The sequence below is a fragment of the Magnetovibrio sp. PR-2 genome (assembly GCF_036689815.1).
In the GTDB taxonomy this organism is placed as follows: Bacteria; Pseudomonadota; Alphaproteobacteria; order Rhodospirillales; family Magnetovibrionaceae; genus Magnetovibrio.
The window spans coordinates 1-20,042 of record NZ_JBAHUR010000016.1; the positions used below are offsets into that span (position 1 = coordinate 1).

Below are 20,042 nucleotides of genomic sequence, written 5' to 3' on the forward strand. Positions count from 1 at the left end.
CGGCGCGCAAAAAGCCATCGCCACCGGGCACCTGCAAGGCCTGAGCCCCTGCTGGCACCTCCAGCGTCTGCACACTGTCTGGCTTTTGTGTTTGACCCCAGTTGTTTACTGCGCCATCCAAAGCGCCACCCTCCGTCATATTCTATGCGTCAAATGTTCCACCAGGATTCTCCTGATGAGAGGTGGAATCAGTTTAACACATTGCCCGCAAAACGAAGATACAAAATCCCACGAAATGGTTAACTTTGTATTCCCCGAACGGCGCAAACAGCCCGGTCGAGCTCTTTTTCAAAAGAATCAACAAGTTTTGGGATATTTCCACCCCCACCCTTCAAGGCCGAACTTAACGCCGTCGCGACTTGATAGAGGTCTTTCGCCGACAGATTCCCCGAAACACCTTTGACGGTGTGCGCCAAACGGTGTGCGGTATCGCGTTCGCCTTGGGCCAAAGCTTCGCGCAAAAGCACGGCGTCTTCACCGTGGTCGTCCGCCAGTTTGAAAAGGAATTTCAGATATAATTCCGGACGCCCCAGCATACGGTCTAGGCCATCGGTCAGGTCGAAACCATCTAAGGTGCCGGGCAACGACACGCCTTGGTGAGCCGACAAGCCGCCCTGGCCTTGCTCCGGCTGAAGGCGGCTATCTAAACGTTTGACCGCCTGACCTTGGCGCAAACGATAAGCCGGTATCCACTTCAGCAGCGTGGCGTAGAAATGGTCCACGTCGATGGGCTTGGGGATGAAATCGTTCATGCCAGCGTCCAGGCACTTATCCTTCTCCCCACGCATGGCATTAGCGGTCATGGCGATGATCGGCAAGTCGTCGGAGCCATAGTTTTCACGGATCAAACTGGTCGAAACATACCCATCCATCACGGGCATGTGCAAATCCATCAGCACGACATCGTAGTACACTTTTTCAACACAAATTTTGCGATACGCCTGATCGCCGTCTTCGACGATGTCCACGCGCGCGCCTGCGTCTTGCAAAATTTCCTGGGCGACTTGTTGGTTGATGAGGTTGTCTTCCACCACCAACACCTCAGCACCCAGCAAAGCCTTGGACGCGGCTTGCAGAGTGTTGGAGGCGTCCACCCGGTTGTCCGACAACTGATCAACACCGAACACCTCCATGATGGTTTCAAACAACACGGTCGGCGTCACGGGTTTGAGCAAATAACCATCCAGCCCTGCTTCTTGCACATGATCCACCACCAAGTCCCGACCATAGGCCGTTACCATGATGACCGTGGGCGCGCGGGGCAAGGTCAGGTCGGCGCGAATCTGTTCTGTCGTTTCCAACCCGTCCATCTCGTCCATGACCCAGTCCATCAGAACGATGTCATAGAACCGCTGGTCTTCTTCAGCAGCGCGTTTCAGCTCCGCCAACGCCGCTGGGCCGGAGCCCACCGCAACCACATTAAAGCCAAAGGAGCTCATAACTTCAGTCAGGATTTCTCGTGCCGTTGGGTTGTCGTCCACGATCAAGGCCGGAGCCCCTAGCAAGTTCTTGGGCAGCGCAAGTTTGGGACCGCTCCGGCCTTGGCTTTGAAAGTGCGCCATGAAGGAGAAGGTCGAGCCTTCCCCCTCCACACTTTCACATCCAAGGTCGCCGCCCATCAGATTGACCAAGCGGCGCGAGATGGTGAGCCCCAGCCCAGTACCGCCGAAGCGGCGCGTGGTGGAGGTGTCAGCCTGGGCGAAAGCGTCAAACAGGGCAGAGACTTGCTCCTGGCTCATACCAACACCCGTGTCGCGGACAGAGAACTTCAGTTGCAACGCGCCATCTTCATCCGCATGAACCAAGCTTACTGTCAGTACCACCTCTCCGGTTTCCGTAAACTTGATGGCATTGGACGCCAAGTTGATGAGGATTTGTTCCAAACGCAAAGGATCACCCACCAACCAACACGGCACATCTGCATCGGTGGAGAACAGAATTTCCAGTTTTTTGTCTTCAACGGATGCCCCCACGACGTTGGCGACGTTTTCCAAAACTTGAGGCAAAGAAAAGTCCGTTGCTTCCAAGTCCAGCTTGCCCGCTTCGATTTTAGAAAAGTCCAAAATGTCGTTGATGATGCGCAAAAGCGATCGCGCCGAGGCCAGCATCTTGTTCAAATAATCGCTTTGCTGGCGATTGAGCTTGGTCTTCAGCGCCAAATAGCCCATGCCCAAAATCGCGTTCATGGGCGTGCGAATTTCGTGGGACATGTTGGCCAGGAATTCGCTTTTTGATTGGTTGGCGCGATCCGCTTCGGCTTTCGCCCATTCCAAGGCATCGATGATGGCCCTGCGTTCGGTGATGTCCAAGACCATGCCAATCATGCGCACAGGAATGCCGTGTTCATTGCGATAAATCTGGCCACGCTGATGAACGGATTTTTCCGTGCCATCCCCCAGCAAGACGCGATGTTCGAGATCCAACGGCTGTGCACGCTCCAACGCACCCGATATGGCTTCGTCCAGCGATGCGCGATCCTCGGGATGACAGCATGCCTTCAATGCGTCAAGGGACGGTTCCAATTTGCCCGGTTGAGCGCCTACGATGGTGTAGAGTTGCTTAGACCAAACCATTTCGGACGATTTGAGGTCCCAATCCCATGTGCCGACGTTGGCAATGGCTTCGGACAACGACAATCGTTCTTCGTTTTCGCGCACGATGCGCTCAGCCTCAATCCGGTCGGAAATGTCGCGCACCGTTGCGGTGGCGAACGTCTGACCGTCTTGTGTCAAGGTGGACAACGAAATCTCAACAGGGATTTCCCGCCCATCGCGCGCCACGGCGCGCAATTGCATATCCCGCCCCATGGGACGCGGGTGTGGACTTTTGAAGTAGTCAAGGCGTTGTTCCACGTGACCTGAACGTGCTGTCGCCGGCACCAGGTTTTCCACCCACATGGAGCAGAGCTCTTCTTCCGCATACCCAAACATCGCTTCGGCTTGATGGTTGGCACGGACGATCTGGCCTTGTTCATCGACCGTCAGCATCGCGTCCGGGGCTGTGCGCAACAGCTCTTCGACTTCCCGGCGTGCCGCCTGAGCGACTTCGTTGGCTTTCCAGGCCTGCCACAAAAAGCGAACCATAACAGCGGCGGAAAAAAGGACCAGGGGGATGATTGCAACGCCCCAGGTCAAATACAAGACCGTATCGTCCAGCCAGCGCTGGGTTTCTTCCTCGCTCCGCCGGCTACGCTCTAGCGCGGCATCGGACAAAGCTTCAAGGGCAATCAATGCGGGGGTGTCGTCAACTTTGACAACGTTGTCAACGCCGACGCTACCTAAGCCGTCAGCAAAACTTTTGCGCGCCAAAGCCACGTTGCGCACATATTCATCAATAACAGCCAGAAGACGTGACAGGGCTTCGCGTTCAGACTTGGAAATGCTCAAGGCACGATAATCAGCGACGGCAGCAACAAAATCCGCGCGATCAACCTCCATACGCGTCAAATAGTTTTCATCTTGGCGCAAGACGTAGTTTTTGAAATTGTGAATAAAACCGCCATATCCCAAATTTTTGTGGATGCGGTTCATCAATTGCGAGGTGGCCGTAGCCGTGCGGTTATAATCGGACCAAATGCGCTCGGTCTCGTTCACCAAATTAACCGCGTTGGTGCCGTACCAAACCAACGCAAAACTGAGGATGATACCGGCAAGGATGACGGCGGACGCCTTGCCTTTAAACCCGAGATTTCCCCATACCATGGTCATTTTTGTAACACTATATGACCACGCTTGTCATGTGGCTTTGAGAGAGAATTATTTGGTGACGACTTCAGCAGAAGTGCGGGGCAATTCGAAGCTCAGTAGCCATGCCAGCAGCAAGAACACCGCAGACACGCCCAAGCACATCACCAATCCGCCCCACTGATAGGCCAGACCAGACAAAAGCGTGCCGACCAGGCGCCCGCCGGCGTTCGCCATGTAATAAAACCCGACATTGAGCGCCACGTGATCAGCTTCGGTATACGCCAAGACCAAGTAGGAGTGCACCGCCGAGTTCACAGCAAACACAAAGCCAAACACCACCAAACCGAACAGCACCGCCATGGCCGGATAGACGTCCGCCCACACCAGCGCGGCAATGGTGACGGTGACCACGATCAGCGCGAAGATCCAGCGTTGACTCAACGCACCGTCGGGGGCATGTTCGGATTTTCTCAAGACTTTGGGGGCCAAGGCCTGCACAAAACCGTAAGCAATCACCCACGTCGCCATGTACCCGCCGACCTCAGTGTGCCCCCAGCCCAAAGCGGTTGCCAAAAACAAGGGCAAGCCCACCACGAACCAGATATCGCGAGAGCCAAACAAGAACAGGCGCGCGGCGGACAGATAGTTCATATCGCGGCTTTTGGACAAAATCTGGGTAAACTTGACCTTCACCTTCGCTTGTCCAATTTCGCCCGGCAGCAGCACAACAGACGCGGTCAAAACAACCACCAGTCCGGCGGCCATGGTCTGCAGGGCGCCGTGGAACCCCAACGTTTCCAACAGAACGCCACCCATAAAAAAGCCCGCCCCTTTGAGCGCATTTTTCGACCCGGTCAGAACCGCGACCCACTTAAACAACGCCCCTTGCTCGCCCTCGGGCACCAAAAGCTTCACAGCACTTTTGGAGCTCATCTTGGTCAAGTCTTTGGCGATGCCGGACAGGGCTTGCATACCCATCACAAAAGCCACGCCCAGGACAACAGGCCAAGTCTGGTCAAACATGGACAAGCCGCTGAGCGCCACGATCTGCAGCGCCAGCCCGGCAAACAGCGTGGACTTCAACCCCAAACGCGACGCGATCCAGCCGCCGATCAAGTTGGTGACGATGCCGAAGAATTCGTAGAGCAAAAACAACAGCGCAATTTCAAACGCGCTGTAGCCCAGCATGTAAAAGTGCAACAGCACCAACATGCGTAGTGCACCGTCGGTTAGGGTAAACCCCCAATAGGCCGCCGTGACGCATGCGTAGTTTTTGATGTCCTTACTCATGGGCGGCTTCTATCTCATTGAGGTGACGGTTGTGTGACGCCTATTCGAATTCCATTTGCATGAACACGTTTTGGGCGTTGCGTTTGGCGATTTGTTCGGACACAACCAAGTATTCAAATTGGGATTGATCGATGGCGATGGCTTGTTCGACCACGCCACCGCTGTCGATGATCTCCCCAATTTTGGTGCGCAGATACATCAGGTAGTCATAAGTTTCCGCAGTGGCCCGTTTTAAGTCCGTGACAGCACCATGGCCGGGGACGATATATTTTGGATTGTAAGCCGCCATGGCTTGGAAAACTTCAACCCAACTGTCGGAAGCCCGGGCCGGACCGATGCCCAGCATGCGCCCCACATACACAATATCGCCCGTGAACATCACGCGCTTTTCAGGCATCCAGATAAAACTGTCGCCTAAGGTATGAGCGGGGCCAACGTGACGGATTTCAAAGCTTTCGCCGCCAAAACTTAAATCCAGCGCTTCATCGAAGGTCTCATCGGCATAAACCGCTTCGGTGCCAGCCAAGGCATCTTTGCCCATAAAGTTGGTGAGCCGGAAAAAATGGTCGTTCGTGCGGGCTTTGTGATCCTCAACACCTTCACTGGATGCAATGATGCGCGCGCCTAAGGCTTTGAAGTAGCCATTGCCAAGCCAGCGATGATCTTGCCCGCCGGAATTGATGACGATCTTCACGGGCTTGTCGGTGATGGTCTTAATTGCCGCGTGAACTTGCTCAGCCCCTTTGTAGCTTCCGCCCGGGTCGACCAGCAACACACCCTCGTCCGTCACCACCACGCCAAAGGTGGCGTTGTTGGCGAAGTTCGTGGGGTTGCGCTGTTCGTGCGGCCCAACGATGGCGTAGACGTTGTCGACCACGTTCATAACTTTGAGCTCCGCCGCCTGAACGACCGTACTCATTAGTCCAACACACACACCAAATGCACCCAACAGCGCTTTGCTCATCACTCACTCCCTCAATAAAACTAGTTTTATAGTTATATTATTTTGCATTGAACTGCAATCCCTAGCTCATAGATACGCCGACACGCCAAACAAAGAAATTCGGGATATCCCTAGCATCCCTAGAGAGGTGTTCACATTTCGTTATATTATGGCCGTCTGAAACGCCCTCGCATAGGATTGGAGTTTGCATGTATCGATTGATTTTTGCCCTTGTTGTTAGTGTCAGCATCGGCACATCCGCATTGGCGCAAGACCGCACGCCCGAAGCCGCCACGGGGCGTACCGACCGCTCCAGTGTGAGCGCACCAAACTTCATGATCTCCGCCGCCAATCCATTGGCGGCACAAGCCGGATTTGACGTTTTGCAAGACGGCGGCTCGGCGGTGGATGCCATGGTGGCGACCCAGATGGTGCTGGGGCTTGTCGAACCGCAAAGCAGCGGCTTGGGCGGCGGGGCCTTTTTGGTCTACCACGACGCACAGACTGAACAGCCGACGACACTGGACGGGCGCGAGACCGCGCCGTTGGCGGCGACACCGGATCTCTTTTTAAAGCCGGACGGCAGCCGCATGAAATTTTACGACGCGGTTGTCGGCGGACGTTCGGTGGGTACGCCCGGCACAGCGAAACTGATGTATGAGGCCCACCAGAAATACGGCAAACTGAGCTGGGCGCGCGTGCTGCAACCCGCCATCGACTTGGCGGAGACCGGCTTCAAAGTTTCCCCACGATTAGCGAAACTGATTGCCAAGGACCAAAAACGTTTGGCGTCTCAGCCGGGAACGCGGGCTTGCTTTTTTGATGAAAACGGCGCACCGCTCAGTGCCGGTACACTTTTGAAGAACGCGGCCTACGCCGACACTCTCAAACGCATCTCTGCATCCGGCGCGGAAGCGTTTTACACAGGCGCCATTGCCGAAGATATCGTGCACGCTGTGCGCACGGCCTCCAATCCGGGTCTGTTGAGCCTGGACGATCTCGCCCAATATCAAATCGTCGAACGATCTGCCGTTTGCGCGCACTACCAAAACCACAAAGTGTGCGGCATGGGGCCGCCGTCTTCGGGGGCGCTGACGGTGGGCCAAATTTTAGGTCTGGTGGATCAGTTCGACCTGCCCGCACGCTCGCCCCTGGCCCTGCACATTATTGCCGAAGCCAGTCGTTTAGCCTTCGCAGACCGGGGGCTCTATATTGCCGACAGCGATTTTGTGACCATGCCCGAAGGCTTGCTGGACCCAACTTATCTCAAAGCACGCGCGGCCCTCATTGATCCCGCCCGCGCCATGGACGCGGCTGAACCCGGCATCCCGCCCTGGACCAAAGCCGAAGCCCGCAGCCCCGTTCAATCCATTGAGCTTCCCTCCACATCGCACATCTCCATCGTGGATGGTGCGGGCAACGCTGTGTCGCTGACCACCACCATTGAAAATGGGTTCGGATCGCGCATCATGGTGCGTGGTTTTTTGCTCAACAACGAACTCACGGATTTTTCGTTCTTGCCCGAAAAAGACGGCTACAAAGTCGCCAACCGGTTAGAGCCCGGTAAACGGCCACGCTCGTCCATGTCGCCGACCATCGTGTACGACCCGGATGGCCAGTTGAAAATGATTGTCGGCTCGCCCGGCGGTTCGCGCATCATTGGTTATGTGGCCGGGACCGTCATCGGCGTGCTCGGCTGGGGCCTGGATGTGCAAGACGCCATATCTGTACCTCACGCCGTCAAACGGTTTGGCACACTTGACGTGGAAACCGGGTCCGAAGCGCTTGCCCAACAGCTAGAAACGTTCGGCCATAAGGTGAAAGTGCGTGATTTGAACAGCGGCATACACGCCATCGTCAAACAAAACGGTGTATGGGTCGGTGGCGCCGACCCCCGTCGCGAGGGCGTCGTGCTGGGCAAGTAAGACCCGTTCAGGCGTTTAAACGGCAAAACTTACCCGGTCAAAAGCTCCTCTTTGCGCTCTTTGCCTTGTGCCGTTTGGGCTTCGACAGCTTCCGATTCTTGTAACGCCAGCAGAGGCCCAAGCCCCATATTCGACGCGATGTTGGCGCTGACATCGATCTCGGAATACTGCACGCTCATTTCGGTTTGCTGGAACATAATGGCCGTAGTGGAGCCGTTCATGTGACTGTTCGTCGCCATGCGCTCGACCATTTTGCGCGTGATCATGTCTTCGATCTGAGCGCGCTGTTCGGCAGGCATATTTTCCAGATCTTCTTCGCTAAGCCCCATTGAACGCAGGATTTTTTCGCGCAGTTCCTCCTTTTTCTTTTCTTCAAGCTCTTCGAGAAACTTCGAAAACCCCTTCTCGCGAATTTCATCGATAAGGCGTTTATCCTCTTCGATGATTTCGGTTTCAGTGGTTTGGGTTTTAACCTCAACAACAGCAACTTTTCGCGACTGCACCACGGCGGCTGCAGGTCCTGTTGAGTTGTGTGAAATTCCATCCATGTCCATGTGCATCTCCATATTTCACCAAGGACCCTGATCATGGCGTGTTGAACGACTGCGGATTGAATGCAATGGATATGCCACAGACATACAAGATTAACCCCCATACTAAGTTCGGGTATTGATCAAAGCCGCACTTAAGATGTATTATTAATAAAACTAAAGGGGGATTCTGACGGCGCTTGCGCGCCGACGGTATTGTAGTGCATGGGCAAAACTGACATTTCTGGACCACTTAAAGGCATTCACACAACCGATCTCAATTCCGAGGAGCTTCATTTGCTCTCTGTCACGGATGAAGGTGTACAAACTTGGGATAAGCATGGAAACTTGATCTATGCCAACAGGGCATCGGATAAGTATTTTCCCAACATCACATCCCAAATCGATCTGCCGTTTTCAGCCATCATCAATCAGTGTTTGGATGAAAATGGGGACAAGCTCCTCAGCCAGGACTTTCCGATTTCCATCGTCTTGAACGGCGGACAGATTAAGTCCCATTCCATTGTCAGTATTGGAACCGATACGCCTAAGTGGTTGGAGATTTCCGCTTTCAAAGCTGACAAAGGCGACCACTGCGACTGCGCGGTCGTCAGCACCACCCACGATGTGACGGCATTGGTGGAACAGAGCCGGGATTTGGAAAGCCACGCCGCGTTTGATGCGCTGACCGGCCTTCCCAACCGCTCCCTATTGTCTGACCGTTTGGACCGCGCCAAAGCCCGTGCGGACCGGAGCAAGGAAACCTTGGCTATATGCCTATTGGACTTAGATGGATTCAAGCCCGTAAACGACACCCTCGGTCACGGCGCGGGCGATCAGTTGCTCAAAGAAACGGCCCGGCGCTTGGAACATCAACTGCGCAAAGATGATACGGCACTTCGCTTAGGTGGCGATGAGTTCGTGTTGATCATGGGAGGGTTCAAACACGAAGCTGAAATCGACGTGGTTTTTCGCCGGATATTGCAATCCATAGCCACACCCGTCGCCATTGACGGGAACCAAGCCAGCGTCACGGCCAGCATCGGTGTGACGCTCTATCCCCACGACGCAGCGGTCAACGACCAGCTGATGCGCCACGCTGACCAAGCCATGTACAAGGCGAAAGATAGCGGTAAAAACAATTACCACCTGTTCGACCCGACCTTGGAATCGCGCCACAAAGCCAACCTCAGTGCCAAAAAGCAAATCGCCAAGGGCCTGGACAAAGGCCAATTCGAACTGCACTTCCAGCCCCAAGTGGATTGCGCCCGCGGCAAGGTCTTGGGCGCGGAAGCCTTGATCCGCTGGAAACACCCTATTTTGGGCATGCGCCCGCCCAGCGAGTTTTTGCCGCTTATTGAAAACGACGACTTGGTTATCGACATGGGCAAGTGGGTGATTGATACCGCCATCACCCAACTCAAAGCATGGCATGAGGCCGGCTTCCAGCTGTCCATAGCCATCAACATTTCCGCCCGTCACCTGTTGCGTGGTGAGTTTACACGCTACATCGAACAAGAGACCCGCGACCTGCCGCCAAAGCTGTTGAAACACATCGAATTCGAGCTTCTGGAAACCGCAGCGTTAGAAGACCTGAAGTTCGTCGGCGAAACCATCAACCACTTCAAAACGTCCGGCATCGGGTTTGCTCTCGACGATTTTGGCACGGGATATTCATCCCTCACCCACTTAAAGCATTTGGCTGTGGACACGTTGAAAATCGACAAAAGCTTCGTGCGCGATATGCTCATTGACCCGGGCGATCTCGCCATCGTGAAAGGCGTCCAGGGTCTTTCGGAAGCCTTTCACAGCGACGTCATCGCCGAGGGTGTGGAAAGCATCGACCAAATTCTCAAGCTCTTATCACTGGGCTGCACCGTTATGCAGGGCTTCGCCATCGCACGGCCCATGAACGCAGATGCATTTACGAAGTGGGTCAATGCGTTTGAAGAAAATCCGCTGTGGAACGCCGCGAAAGACCGTTATCCCTCACGCCAAGCCTTCGACATTTTGATCCTGGAGGCCACCCAGCGCCATTGGTATACGCGCGCGCTCAATTACCTGCAAAATCAAGAACAACATGACATTGATGTCGCCGACTTTGGCTATGAAAACACCCGTGTCACCAAATGGTACAACGATGAAGGCACGCGGGACATGGCACAACATTCGGAATTCCATGAAATCGATATTCTCAACCGCAAACTCTGTTATCTTTTTGAAAAGCTCGTCGATTTGAAAGGCCAGGATACGGAAGAGGTCACAGCAACACTGAACGAATTCGTCTTAGAGAACGAAAAACTGATATCCGCACTCGGCAGCTTGAGGGTAATGATCAATGACACATAAAAAAACGACCAAATTAAGGAGAGTGGAACATGGCTGAAGTAACAGCACCGTTGGTTTGGAATGAAAATTATGCAACTGGCGTCCCTGAAATCGATGAGCAGCATATGATTTTGGTGCATACGCTCAACGAAGCCTCGGAAAAACTGGCCGAAGACAGCAGCATCGAAAACTTACAAGAGATCACACAAAACCTACTCAGTTATGCCCTTTACCACTTCGATACCGAAGAAGAGCTTATGCAAGAATTCGGCTACGCCGGCGGTTCTGAAGAGGACGCAAGTTCTCACCTCAAACAGCACCGTGCCTTTTCCGCCAAAGTCGTCGCGGTGCGCGATGGGCTCAAATCCAACACACCCATTGCGGCGGAAGATTTATTGGCCTTTTTGAACGACTGGCTGATCAATCACATCTTAAACACCGACAAAAAACTCGGCGCATTTATTTGTGAAAAGCGGGGATAATCCCAGCGACTTCAATTGCGGTTTAACAACCCTTCAAGATGCTGTGTGGCGGCTAACGCTGCAGCACGAATGACCGTGCTGGGCGCTTTGGCGCGCAACATCACGAATAGCCCCAGCACAGAGGCGGTCAGAAAATCGGCTTCTTGGCGTGGGATGACTCCTTTGTTCAATTCACCTAATTTTTGTGCATGGTCGAGCGCACAGCGAAATGCATTCGACAAACGCGTAAAATAACGCTGCACAAACCCAGCCCCGCTAGGGTCTTCAGGCCCAAACTCCACCGCCGTATTGCACAGTAAACAGCCCCGCCCCAGCGCCGGGCTGTCTTCGGCGGATCCAAAAAACGCCAACAAAGTTTTGATTTCGTCGATTCCCGCGCCCGGTTTTTCCAGCGGGCCGAAGTTGCGATCGACAACTTGATCGTCATAGCGCTGCAACACGATATCGAACAATTCCTGCTTAGAACCGAACTCGGCATACAGGCTGTAGCGATTCACGCCCAGAGCCTCAACCAACATTTCCGCTGATGTGCCCGCAAAGCCGTGGTCACGAAAGAGCTCCAACGCCTGCGCAACCAATTGATCTCGATCGTATTTTTTCTTCCGTCCCATTGGGGGTTCCCAAATCTGTTTTTCTTCCTCATAATATATCTAAATGTTCGTTCAGATATAGTAAAAATGGAGGATATCAACAATGGACAACAAAACGACTTTGGTGGTGACCGCCACGCCAGATCCGGATGAAATGGCTACGGTTCAGGAATACCTCCGGGGTGTCATGCCTTTGCTTCAAGGGGCTGGCGGCCAACTGATCAAGCGCTTGAAGGCTTCACAAGGCATCCACGGAAAAACCGCAGCCATGGTTTTGGTGATGGATTTTTCCTCTGCCAGCGCCATATCAGACATGTTTGCATCTGACGAATACGCCGCCTTGGTTCCTGTCCGCGACAAAGGCTTTGTGGATATGAACATCCAACTGAGCCAAGAGATGTAGGAGCCGATCCATGAGTGCGCAAACGGAGTTCAAAACCTATATTTTGGATCAGCTCAGCCCCATGGGCGAGTTTGAGACCAAAAATATGTTCGGAGGAACCGCCGTCCTAAAAAGCGGGGCGGCGTTCGCCAAAATCAAACACGGATGTTTGTGGCTAAAAGTTGATGACCAAACCGTAGACGAGTTTATCGCAAAGGGCATGCCGCAATACACATATGGCAAAGACAACAGCCGCAAGCTCAACTTCTATGAAGCCCCTCCGGAACTTTTGGAAGATCAGGACGCCTTAATTGAATGGGCAAACAAGGCCAGCGATGCAGCCTTGCGCTCGAAGTCCTAGCGTCTGCGTTTGGGCTTAGACGGCTTGCCTTTCTTTTTAGGACCGCCGCGATACGTTCTGCGCCCCTCGCCAGCTTGCTGGGTAACAAACGTTTGATCGCCGCTCTTGCTCCCGGACCGAGAGCCTTGTGCTCCGTGCCCCGTGCCTTTGGGTTGCCAAGCGGGCACCAAGTGCTTTTTGCTGGGGCCGATCAGGTCTTCGCGACCTAAGCGTTTTAAGGCATCCCGGATCAAAGGCCAGTTGTTGGCGTCGTGGTAGCGCAGGAAGGCTTTGTGCAGACGGCGTTCTCTCAATTTTTTAGCCGTGCGAACCTCTTCACCGGAATTTCGGTGAATGGCCTTAATCGGGTTGCGTTCGGAATAGTACATGGCCGACGACAAGCTCATGGGCGATGGCAGGAACGTTTGCACTTGGTCCGCGCGCAGATTGTTTTTCTTCAGCCAAATCGCCAAGTTCATCATGTCTTCATCGGTGGTGCCCGGATGGGCTGCAATGAAGTATGGGATCAGGTAGAACTCTTTGCCTGCACGCTTGGCGGCTTGATCGAACATTTGTTTGAAGCGGTCATAGGTGCCGATGCCGGGCTTCATCATTTTCGAAAGCGGACCGCTTTCTGTGTGTTCCGGCGCGATCTTGAGGTACCCGCCGACGTGATGGGTCACCAGCTCTTTGACATAGGTCGGGCTTTTCACCGCCAAGTCATAACGCAGGCCCGATCCGATGGAAATTTTCTTCACGCCCTCAATGGCGCGGGCTTTGCGATACAGCTCAATCAACGGGCCGTGATCGGTGCCCAGGTTTACGCAGATATCGGGATAGACACACGACAAGCGGCGGCACACGGCTTGGATCTTGTCGTCTTTGCAGGCCAAGCGATACATGTTCGCCGTTGGCCCGCCCAAGTCCGAAATCTGTCCGGTGAAGCCGTCCACTTTGTCACGAATATCTTCGATTTCTTTCAAGACGGAAGCTTGAGACCGGTTTTGGATCACACGCCCTTCGTGCTCGGTGATGGAGCAGAACGAACACCCCCCAAAGCAGCCGCGCATGATGTTGACGGAAAACTTAATCATCTCCCACGCCGGAATGCGCGCCCCGCCATAGGCCGGATGCGGCGCGCGGGCATAGGGCAGGTCGTAAACACCGTCCATTTCCGGCGTGCTCAAGGGTACAGGCGGAGGCGTCAACCACACATCGCGATTGCCATGGCGTTGGATCAAAGCGCGCGCGTTTGACGCGTTGCTTTCTTGGTGCAGGACCCGCGAGGCCTGACCATACAAAACCGGATCAGCGCTGACGGCCTCATAGCTCGGCAGCCGCACCACGGTCTTGTCTTTGTCCGCGTTGCGTTCCGGGTGTTCCAGGTCCAGATCCGACATATCGATTTCGGTGTAGTCGTCGGGCGCACCGTTGGTCATATAGGCGGTGCCACGCACATCGTGCATGTCTTTGGGGTTTTCGCCCTGGGCGATGCGGTGCGCGATATCGATGATGGCGCGCTCGGCATTGCCATAAAGCAAAAGATCCGCCTTGCTGTCGGGGAGAACCGAACGACGCACCTTATCGGACCAGTAGTCATAGTGCGCAATACGGCGCAGAGAGGCTTCAATGCCACCGATGATCACCGGCACCTCTTTAAACGCTTCGCGGCACCGCTGGGCATAAACAACGACAGAGCGGTCCGGCCGCTTGCCGCCTTCATCGTCGGGGGTGTAGCTATCGTTATGACGGATTTTTTTATCCGCCGTGTAGCGGTTGACCATGCTGTCCATATTGCCCGCCGTCACGCCCCAAAACAGGTTGGGCGGACCTAAGGCTTTGAATGCGTCTGCGCTGGACCAGTCGGGCTGAGCGATGATGCCGACACGAAAGCCCTGAGCTTCGAGGAGCCTTCCGATAATCGCCATGCCAAAGCTGGGGTGATCGACGTAGGCGTCCCCGGTGACGATGATGATGTCGCACGAATCCCACCCCAAAAGGTCCATTTCGTCCCTGCTCATGGGCAGGAACGGAGCCGTGCCGAACCGAGCCGCCCAATAGGGGCGGTGGGAAAACAGTCCATCTTTGGATTTTTTTGCACGTTGCTTGACCATTGGGCTCTCTTTTACTGCGCCAGATCGTTTGCGTCCATTCAATTGCGTGTTACACCTCTGGCCTATGGAACATCTCTCAACCCACATTGACGTCGTGATTATCGGCGGCGGCCCCGCTGGCCTGATGGCGGCTGAGGTCCTCTGCGGCCAAGGCTTGAACGTGCACCTGTTCGACGCGCAGCCGTCCTTGGGCCGCAAGTTCTTGATGGCCGGCAAAAGCGGGCTCAACTTGACCCACGGGGAAGAGGTGGAGAAATTCTTGAACCGCTTCGCCGCATCACGTGGTGCGCTACAAGCGTCTCTTCAAGCTTTCAACGCGCAAGACATTCAAAACTGGGCGCATGATTTGGGCGTCGAGACCTTCGTCGGCACATCGGGTCGTGTGTTTCCTAAAGACTTCAAAGCAGCCCCCCTGCTGCGCGCGTGGTTGCGCCGCTTGCGCAAAAACGGTCTCACCGTTCATGTTCGCCATAAGTGGTCGGGCTGGGACGGCGATGCGCTTTGCTTTGAGACTCCCCAAGGTCCCGCACAGGTCACGGCCAAAGCCATCATCTTGGCCCTTGGTGGCGCAAGCTGGCCAAGCTTAGGCTCGGATGCCTCTTGGGTAACACCGCTTCAAAACACAGGGACTGAGATTGCCCCACTGCGCCCCGCCAACTGCGGTTTCGATGTGGCCTGGAGCGATCATATGCGGGAGAAATTCTCCGGCGCGCCACTCAAGTCCGTGCGCCTCAGCTTCAATGGGCAAAGTGCAAACGGGGATGTCACTGTCACCGACACAGGAATTGAGAGCGGCCCGGTCTACCCCCTCTCCGCCACCTTGCGCGATGCCATTGAACGTGATGGCAGTGCCACACTTCTGATTGATGTGCTGCCGGACAGAACCGTCGATCAAATCATCGATGCCCTCAACAAACCGCGCGGCAAAAAATCCATGTCCACGCACCTCAAACGCACAACAAAGTTAGACGGCGCGAAAGCTGCATTGCTGCGCGAGTGCTTAGACAAAGACACGTTTCAAGACCCCACGCGTTTGGCGCTTTCCATCAAAGCCGTGCCCCTCACCCTCACCCGACCGCGCCCCATCGAAGAGGCCATCAGCACAGCTGGCGGTGTGCGCTTTGACGCCATGAGCGCAGACTTCGAACTGATCCATAAGCCCGGAGTCTTTTGCGCCGGTGAAATGATGGACTGGGAAGCACCGACAGGAGGCTACCTGCTCAGCGCATGCTTGGCGACGGGACGCTGTGTGGGTGATGCGGTGCTGCGCCGTCTTAAAGGTTGAGCGCTTTTAAATCGTGACAGCTCCGGCTGGGGCATTCCAGCTTATCCAGCAACGCCCGAATTTGGCCCAAGTACGCCAAGGGACGTCCGTTTTTAAACCCGCGAACCCCCAAAACTTCATGAGACCGCCCGCGTGTGGTCAACACAGCAACAAACCGCCCGGTATCGGGATGGCGCAAAGCCCAAAGGGCGACAATGCGCAATGCAACCTCCTTGGCATATGCACCATTTCGCAAACAGTTGCGCAAATCGTAACCCACAAAAGCAATGTTGGACGCCGGAAGCTTTTCCCAAACAAAACCGTTGGGCAGCTCGACGCTGCACAGCGGCTGGGTCTCATAGCCATTGGGGCCACGCTTTGGCGCATCGTTGAGGCGCATCAGCTCTAAGCGATGCCAGCGTTCAGCCTTGGTCAGCGCATCATGCACGCTCATGGCGGGCAGGCCTTGGACGGAGCGCTTGGCCTCCGCTCCTAAGTTTCCGGGTTTGGAAAACTCACCGACGCAGTAGCACACCCAGACATGCAAACGCTCCAAAGACTGGGCGGCGTCATCGGACAAGTGGAAACGATGCAACGGCTGGCCGTGCACATAGGCCTGTTCCACCCAAGCCGGATCGCCCGGCAAAGGCCAGCTCTCCTTGAGGCAGTCTTCGCGTTTTCTCAACCACTTGGCCACATTTTTGGAAAAGAACGTCTTCGCCGCAGGCTCGTGAATGTCCTGGGTCACTTTGTCGGCCACCTCAGCGGCGGCTTCGGGATCGATGAGGTTGAAGGTGTGTTTCACGTCTCAGACCGTTTGTGCCGTTCTCCTCATTTGCATATGGGAGTTCAAACCGGTCAATTCACGTTCTTTTGAGGAGACGTTCGTTCAGGGGTAGGAAATCGCGAGGATTTCCAGCTCATCCTCGCCGCCCGGGGTCATGACCGGGGCCAAGTCGCCGACGCGTTTTTTCAGCACGGCGCGCGCGATGGGGCTGTCCATGCTGATGTGGCCGTTGGCGGGATCGGTTTCGTCTTTGCCGACAATGGTGACGGTTTGCACTTTTCCGTCTTCGCGTTCGAACTTGACGGTGGCACCGAACAAGACCCGGTCGCGTTCGGTTTGGGACGCGGGGTCGACAACCATGACCGCATCCAGGCGCTTGCGCAAAAACCGCACACGGCCATCAATTTGGCGCAGACGCTTTTTGCCGTAGATGTAATCGCCGTTCTCGGACCGATCGCCGTTGCCAGCCGCCCATGACACCGTGCGCACCACTTCGGGGCGTTCAATGTCCCAAAGCTGGTGAAGCTCATCAGTTAAGGCGGCGAAACCCGCAGGGGTGATGCAATCGGTGGACGCACTTGTCATAGATTGGTTTTAACCAGTCTGGGCCAAGAGTTCCAGACCGAACCACCCCTGCGGGAGTTGTTAATTAAGCCCCACCCGGTTCACCGGTGAATTCGACCAAAAGGTCTTCATCGGTGACAACGCATTGGCAAGCCAAGCGATATTTCGGGGGAAGATCGTTCACTTCGGCACGTTCGCCGTCTTTTGCAGACAGTTTACCAACGGATTGCAGAACGAAGCGTTCTTTGTCCGTGAGCATCATGCCTTTGACGCGGTCCCCGTCCAAATGCGTAACTTCGCAGAGGCAAGAGCCACATTCGCCGTTTTCACATTCGTGAGGGATTTTCACGTCATTGTTTTGCGCAACTTTCAAAAGGGTGTCGCGAGAGCCGGCGACGGCCTCCACCTTTTTGTTTTTACGCATAATGGGAGAGCTGAAATAAACATTCGCCATAAGGTTTCCCCTTATTGAGTTGTTAACAACACCCCCCCTACGCAACCTGCGTGCCAAAATGAAAAATGTTATTTTTCAATATGTTAAAACAGACGAGCCGCAAATAACCTGACTCAATGTCAGGTTATTGAATGACAATGTTTGAAATCGAACAAAGAGTGCTTACGCCCTGCCGCTCAACTTTGCGATCCAGCCTTTTTGGTAAGCTTTGCGCTGCTGTTCGTTCAAGAAGTCTTCCAACTTATCGCGTACGGCAGAGAATTCGACCTTCTCACCCGGCTCGATTTTCTCACACATCAAGATGTGATACCCGGTCTCAGACTCTATAGGACCGGCGATCTCACCGACCTCCATTTTGAACAGCACCCGATCCAACTCCGGGTAGAGCTTTCCAGGCGGCACGCGGCCCAACAGACCGCCTTCGACCGCCGTCGGACATTCGGAATGCTGTACGGCTTGATCGGCAAAGTCGCCGGGATTGTCTTGCAGATGGTCCGCAATGGGCGCAATGCGGCGCAGGGCCTCGGTCTGTTTGTTTTCCTCATAATCATCGTTGATGGTGATGAGGATATGACGCGCGGTGCGCAGTTCAGGACGGTCAAACTGGTCAGGGTTTTCGGTGTAGAACGTCTCGACCTCTTCAGCGGTGACGCGGGACGCCTGATCACCGACCATATTCATCACCGCATCAAACGCCAATTCACGCCAAAGCGCGCGGCGTAAATCCGCCACACGCACGCCACTTTCCATCAGGGCGCGTTCGAACTCTTGCTCGTTTTCATAGCGGTCTTGAATTTGTGCAACGGCGTTGTCGACCTCAGCATCCGGTACGGACACGCGCGCGGCGTTGGGACTGTTCAACACCATGTCTTCCAAGTCGCGAATGTCTTCGCCGCGCTTGGTGGCCTTTTTCAGTTGTTCAGCATCCAGTTTTTCAGGCTGTTGGCCGAAGGTGTCCACCGCTGCTTTTAAAACATAATAGGCGTCCAGACCTTTTTCGTCCGAACCATTTCGTGCAGGCAATTTCATGCCGATTGCTCCAGTTGAGCCTGTTCAGGGTCGGCCCAATCTAAACGGCTTTCGAGAATCTGCAAGGTGTGTCCAGGGAAACGCACGTGATATTGCATTTCGCCTTCGGTTTCGCGCAACACTTTCAAGATTTCGCCCGGCGCACCCGCTTCGGCAATGACCTCACCGTTCACGGCAAAGGTTTTGAGCGCCACGACCTTATCGCGGAATTCAAACTTTGACGGATTCCACGGCGCATCGATGGGGATCAGCTCTTCTTCACGACACCCCACAACACGATCATCGCCGACGAAGTGCACGGTGTAAACGATCTGGTCTTGCAAGAACGTGCCACGGTCGACAATGGTGCCGCAGGTGCCACGGCGCATAATCAGATCGCCCCGCTCCAACCCCGGAAAGGTTCCGTCATTGCGCACGTTGCGCGTGACCCGGACTTCATCCCCAATTTCATATTCGGCAATCATGGTTGAGCTCCTTACTTGACCAAGTCATCCAAGGCCACAAACGCGGGCTCGGCCTCTTGATCTGCGGCTTTGTAGACCTGTAAAACCTTTTCGGTTTTGGGGTCTGAGTCCACAAACGCCTGATAGGCCTTTTGCAACAATTCGGCATACACGCCCCGGCGCGCGGCTTCATCGGCGGGCGGATCGGTGACTTCGCCCAGCAGGTCGTGATAGCGCTGCAAGATGTGCAAGCGATACGCGTGCACTTTGGTTTGATCGAACTCAATTTCGAAGTAGTTCAAGAAGTCCTCTGCCCCTTCCAATTCGGACAGATCGTCTTCCAAGTCTGCGTCAAAGTCGAACATTTCAGTTTTCTCCTAGTGTTTTGCCGCGTCATTGAGCAAGGCTTCGCGGGCGACGTCCGCCAAGGCCTTTGCACCGATGCGATCTTTGGGGTCAAGCTGAGCCACTTTGTCGAGCCGTTCCAGCCCGCGCTCAGGTTCGTTTAATCTCAACAGCAAGTATCCCGCACCTTTGAGGGTGTGCAGATAAAAGCGCACCAGCTCGGGTGTGCTTTCCATATGCGTCTGCACGTCGAGTAAGGTGACGTCTTGCCAATTTTTGGGAAAGTTCAAGCGCTCCGTCACTTTGCGCAACACATCGACGGCGATGCTCAGCGCTTCGGGGTAACGGTGGCTGTAGAAATAGTAGCGGTAAAGCGCCACGAACACTTCTAAGTGATCGGGCTCAATCTCCAACGCCGATTGCAGGTGGCTTTCGGCTTCAGGCTCACCGTAATGGTCGCTCGCTTTTTCGATCAGCTCTTCTGCGCGCGGATCCAAGGGCTGCGCGTAATACATTTCACTGGGTTCGAAAGCCAAAAGATCCATT

Annotated in this window: 19 protein-coding genes; 6 read left to right on the plus strand and 13 right to left on the minus strand. The window is 54.8% G+C overall.

Features of this window, described 5'->3' with window-relative positions:
• Positions 1–239: 239 nt before the first annotated feature.
• Genes V5T82_RS15630 through V5T82_RS15640 form a run of 3 tightly spaced genes read right to left on the minus strand, consistent with a single transcriptional unit; the run spans position 240 to position 5,940 of the window.
• Positions 240–3,707: a hybrid sensor histidine kinase/response regulator gene (locus V5T82_RS15630; protein WP_332896600.1), complete on the minus strand. Its 3,468-nt coding sequence runs from the start codon at positions 3,705–3,707 to the stop codon at positions 240–242.
• A 48-nt stretch (positions 3,708–3,755) separates the two neighbouring features.
• Positions 3,756–4,976, minus strand: coding sequence for an organoarsenical effux MFS transporter ArsJ (gene arsJ / locus V5T82_RS15635; protein WP_332896601.1), 1,221 nt, complete (start codon positions 4,974–4,976; stop codon positions 3,756–3,758).
• 40 nt (positions 4,977–5,016) lie between these two features.
• Positions 5,017–5,940, minus strand: a complete 924-nt coding sequence (locus V5T82_RS15640) for an MBL fold metallo-hydrolase (protein ID WP_332896602.1) — start codon at positions 5,938–5,940, stop codon at positions 5,017–5,019.
• 188 nt (positions 5,941–6,128) lie between these two features.
• Between V5T82_RS15640 and ggt the strand changes: the two genes are divergently transcribed.
• Positions 6,129–7,844, plus strand: coding sequence for a gamma-glutamyltransferase (ggt, locus tag V5T82_RS15645; RefSeq protein WP_332896603.1), 1,716 nt, complete (start codon positions 6,129–6,131; stop codon positions 7,842–7,844).
• 29 nt (positions 7,845–7,873) lie between these two features.
• Here the strand turns inward: ggt and V5T82_RS15650 are convergent, their stop codons facing one another.
• On the minus strand, positions 7,874–8,398 hold the full coding sequence (locus V5T82_RS15650; RefSeq protein ID WP_332896604.1) for a hypothetical protein: 525 nt from the start codon (positions 8,396–8,398) through the stop codon (positions 7,874–7,876).
• A 201-nt stretch (positions 8,399–8,599) separates the two neighbouring features.
• On the opposite strand from V5T82_RS15650, the gene V5T82_RS15655 reads away from it, so the two are divergent.
• Positions 8,600–10,723 (plus strand): putative bifunctional diguanylate cyclase/phosphodiesterase, encoded by a 2,124-nt coding sequence (locus V5T82_RS15655; protein ID WP_332896605.1) that lies wholly within the window; start codon positions 8,600–8,602, stop codon positions 10,721–10,723.
• 29 nt (positions 10,724–10,752) lie between these two features.
• Positions 10,753–11,184, plus strand: coding sequence for a bacteriohemerythrin (locus tag V5T82_RS15660; protein WP_332896606.1), 432 nt, complete (start codon positions 10,753–10,755; stop codon positions 11,182–11,184).
• 11 nt (positions 11,185–11,195) lie between these two features.
• Here V5T82_RS15660 and V5T82_RS15665 read toward each other — a convergent pair whose 3' ends face one another.
• The gene (locus tag V5T82_RS15665; RefSeq protein WP_332896607.1) at positions 11,196–11,795 is read right to left on the minus strand and encodes a TetR/AcrR family transcriptional regulator; all 600 of its coding nucleotides are present in this window, start codon (positions 11,793–11,795) and stop codon (positions 11,196–11,198) included.
• An 82-nt stretch (positions 11,796–11,877) separates the two neighbouring features.
• Here V5T82_RS15665 and V5T82_RS15670 point away from each other — a divergent pair, with 82 nt between their 5' ends.
• Both V5T82_RS15670 and V5T82_RS15675 read left to right on the plus strand, forming a co-directional pair.
• Complete coding sequence (locus tag V5T82_RS15670; RefSeq protein WP_332896608.1) at positions 11,878–12,177, plus strand: DUF1330 domain-containing protein; 300 nt, start codon at positions 11,878–11,880, stop codon at positions 12,175–12,177.
• Positions 12,178–12,187: 10 nt separating this feature from the next.
• Complete coding sequence (locus V5T82_RS15675; RefSeq protein ID WP_332896609.1) at positions 12,188–12,517, plus strand: TfoX/Sxy family protein; 330 nt, start codon at positions 12,188–12,190, stop codon at positions 12,515–12,517.
• Here the strand turns inward: V5T82_RS15675 and V5T82_RS15680 are convergent.
• On the minus strand, positions 12,514–14,610 hold the full coding sequence (locus V5T82_RS15680) for a YgiQ family radical SAM protein (RefSeq protein ID WP_332896610.1): 2,097 nt from the start codon (positions 14,608–14,610) through the stop codon (positions 12,514–12,516). The genes V5T82_RS15675 and V5T82_RS15680 overlap by 4 nt on opposite strands.
• A 64-nt stretch (positions 14,611–14,674) precedes the next feature.
• Between V5T82_RS15680 and V5T82_RS15685 the strand changes: the two genes are divergently transcribed.
• Positions 14,675–15,895 carry a TIGR03862 family flavoprotein gene (locus V5T82_RS15685; RefSeq protein WP_332896611.1) on the plus strand — a complete coding sequence of 407 codons (1,221 nt, stop codon included), beginning with the start codon at positions 14,675–14,677 and terminating at the stop codon, positions 15,893–15,895.
• On the opposite strand, the gene V5T82_RS15690 is transcribed toward V5T82_RS15685, so the two are convergent.
• The 7 genes from V5T82_RS15690 to V5T82_RS15720 form a co-directional block, all read right to left on the minus strand.
• Entirely contained in the window at positions 15,885–16,679 is a 795-nt protein-coding gene (locus tag V5T82_RS15690; RefSeq protein WP_332896612.1) for a hypothetical protein, read from the minus strand. The two genes, V5T82_RS15685 and V5T82_RS15690, sit on opposite strands and share 11 nt — an antisense overlap.
• Positions 16,680–16,763: 84 nt before the next feature.
• On the minus strand, positions 16,764–17,246 hold the full coding sequence (gene greB / locus V5T82_RS15695) for a transcription elongation factor GreB (RefSeq protein ID WP_332896613.1): 483 nt from the start codon (positions 17,244–17,246) through the stop codon (positions 16,764–16,766).
• Positions 17,247–17,310: 64 nt separating this feature from the next.
• Positions 17,311–17,679, minus strand: a complete 369-nt coding sequence (locus V5T82_RS15700) for a 2Fe-2S iron-sulfur cluster-binding protein (protein WP_332896614.1) — start codon at positions 17,677–17,679, stop codon at positions 17,311–17,313.
• Positions 17,680–17,841: 162 nt separating this feature from the next.
• Positions 17,842–18,708 (minus strand): nitrogen fixation protein NifM, encoded by an 867-nt coding sequence (gene nifM, locus V5T82_RS15705; protein WP_332896615.1) that lies wholly within the window; start codon positions 18,706–18,708, stop codon positions 17,842–17,844.
• Entirely contained in the window at positions 18,705–19,172 is a 468-nt protein-coding gene (locus V5T82_RS15710; protein ID WP_332896616.1) for a nitrogen fixation protein NifZ, read from the minus strand. Before V5T82_RS15710 ends, nifM begins: the two co-directional genes overlap by 4 nt.
• 11 nt (positions 19,173–19,183) lie before the next feature.
• Positions 19,184–19,516 (minus strand): nitrogenase-stabilizing/protective protein NifW, encoded by a 333-nt coding sequence (gene nifW, locus V5T82_RS15715; RefSeq protein WP_332896617.1) that lies wholly within the window; start codon positions 19,514–19,516, stop codon positions 19,184–19,186.
• 12 nt (positions 19,517–19,528) lie between these two features.
• Entirely contained in the window at positions 19,529–20,041 is a 513-nt protein-coding gene (locus tag V5T82_RS15720; protein ID WP_332896618.1) for a hypothetical protein, read from the minus strand.
• Between the last annotated feature and the right edge of the window lies 1 nt (position 20,042).

What these genes read in the sequence shown, in the direction of transcription:
- V5T82_RS15630 (WP_332896600.1), bottom strand. Translation starts at nt 3,707, where the DNA reads ATGACCATGGTATGGGGAAATCTCGGGTTTAAAGGCAAGGCGTCCGCC.
- arsJ (WP_332896601.1), bottom strand. Translation starts at nt 4,976, where the DNA reads ATGAGTAAGGACATCAAAAACTACGCATGCGTCACGGCGGCCTATTGG.
- V5T82_RS15640 (WP_332896602.1), bottom strand. Translation starts at nt 5,940, where the DNA reads ATGAGCAAAGCGCTGTTGGGTGCATTTGGTGTGTGTGTTGGACTAATG.
- ggt (WP_332896603.1), top strand. Translation starts at nt 6,129, where the DNA reads ATGTATCGATTGATTTTTGCCCTTGTTGTTAGTGTCAGCATCGGCACA.
- V5T82_RS15650 (WP_332896604.1), bottom strand. Translation starts at nt 8,398, where the DNA reads ATGGACATGGATGGAATTTCACACAACTCAACAGGACCTGCAGCCGCC.
- V5T82_RS15655 (WP_332896605.1), top strand. Translation starts at nt 8,600, where the DNA reads ATGGGCAAAACTGACATTTCTGGACCACTTAAAGGCATTCACACAACC.
- V5T82_RS15660 (WP_332896606.1), top strand. Translation starts at nt 10,753, where the DNA reads ATGGCTGAAGTAACAGCACCGTTGGTTTGGAATGAAAATTATGCAACT.
- V5T82_RS15665 (WP_332896607.1), bottom strand. Translation starts at nt 11,795, where the DNA reads ATGGGACGGAAGAAAAAATACGATCGAGATCAATTGGTTGCGCAGGCG.
- V5T82_RS15670 (WP_332896608.1), top strand. Translation starts at nt 11,878, where the DNA reads ATGGACAACAAAACGACTTTGGTGGTGACCGCCACGCCAGATCCGGAT.
- V5T82_RS15675 (WP_332896609.1), top strand. Translation starts at nt 12,188, where the DNA reads ATGAGTGCGCAAACGGAGTTCAAAACCTATATTTTGGATCAGCTCAGC.
- V5T82_RS15680 (WP_332896610.1), bottom strand. Translation starts at nt 14,610, where the DNA reads ATGGTCAAGCAACGTGCAAAAAAATCCAAAGATGGACTGTTTTCCCAC.
- V5T82_RS15685 (WP_332896611.1), top strand. Translation starts at nt 14,675, where the DNA reads ATGGAACATCTCTCAACCCACATTGACGTCGTGATTATCGGCGGCGGC.
- greB (WP_332896613.1), bottom strand. Translation starts at nt 17,246, where the DNA reads ATGACAAGTGCGTCCACCGATTGCATCACCCCTGCGGGTTTCGCCGCC.
- V5T82_RS15700 (WP_332896614.1), bottom strand. Translation starts at nt 17,679, where the DNA reads ATGGCGAATGTTTATTTCAGCTCTCCCATTATGCGTAAAAACAAAAAG.
- nifM (WP_332896615.1), bottom strand. Translation starts at nt 18,708, where the DNA reads ATGAAATTGCCTGCACGAAATGGTTCGGACGAAAAAGGTCTGGACGCC.
- V5T82_RS15710 (WP_332896616.1), bottom strand. Translation starts at nt 19,172, where the DNA reads ATGATTGCCGAATATGAAATTGGGGATGAAGTCCGGGTCACGCGCAAC.
- nifW (WP_332896617.1), bottom strand. Translation starts at nt 19,516, where the DNA reads ATGTTCGACTTTGACGCAGACTTGGAAGACGATCTGTCCGAATTGGAA.
- V5T82_RS15720 (WP_332896618.1), bottom strand. Translation starts at nt 20,041, where the DNA reads ATGGATCTTTTGGCTTTCGAACCCAGTGAAATGTATTACGCGCAGCCC.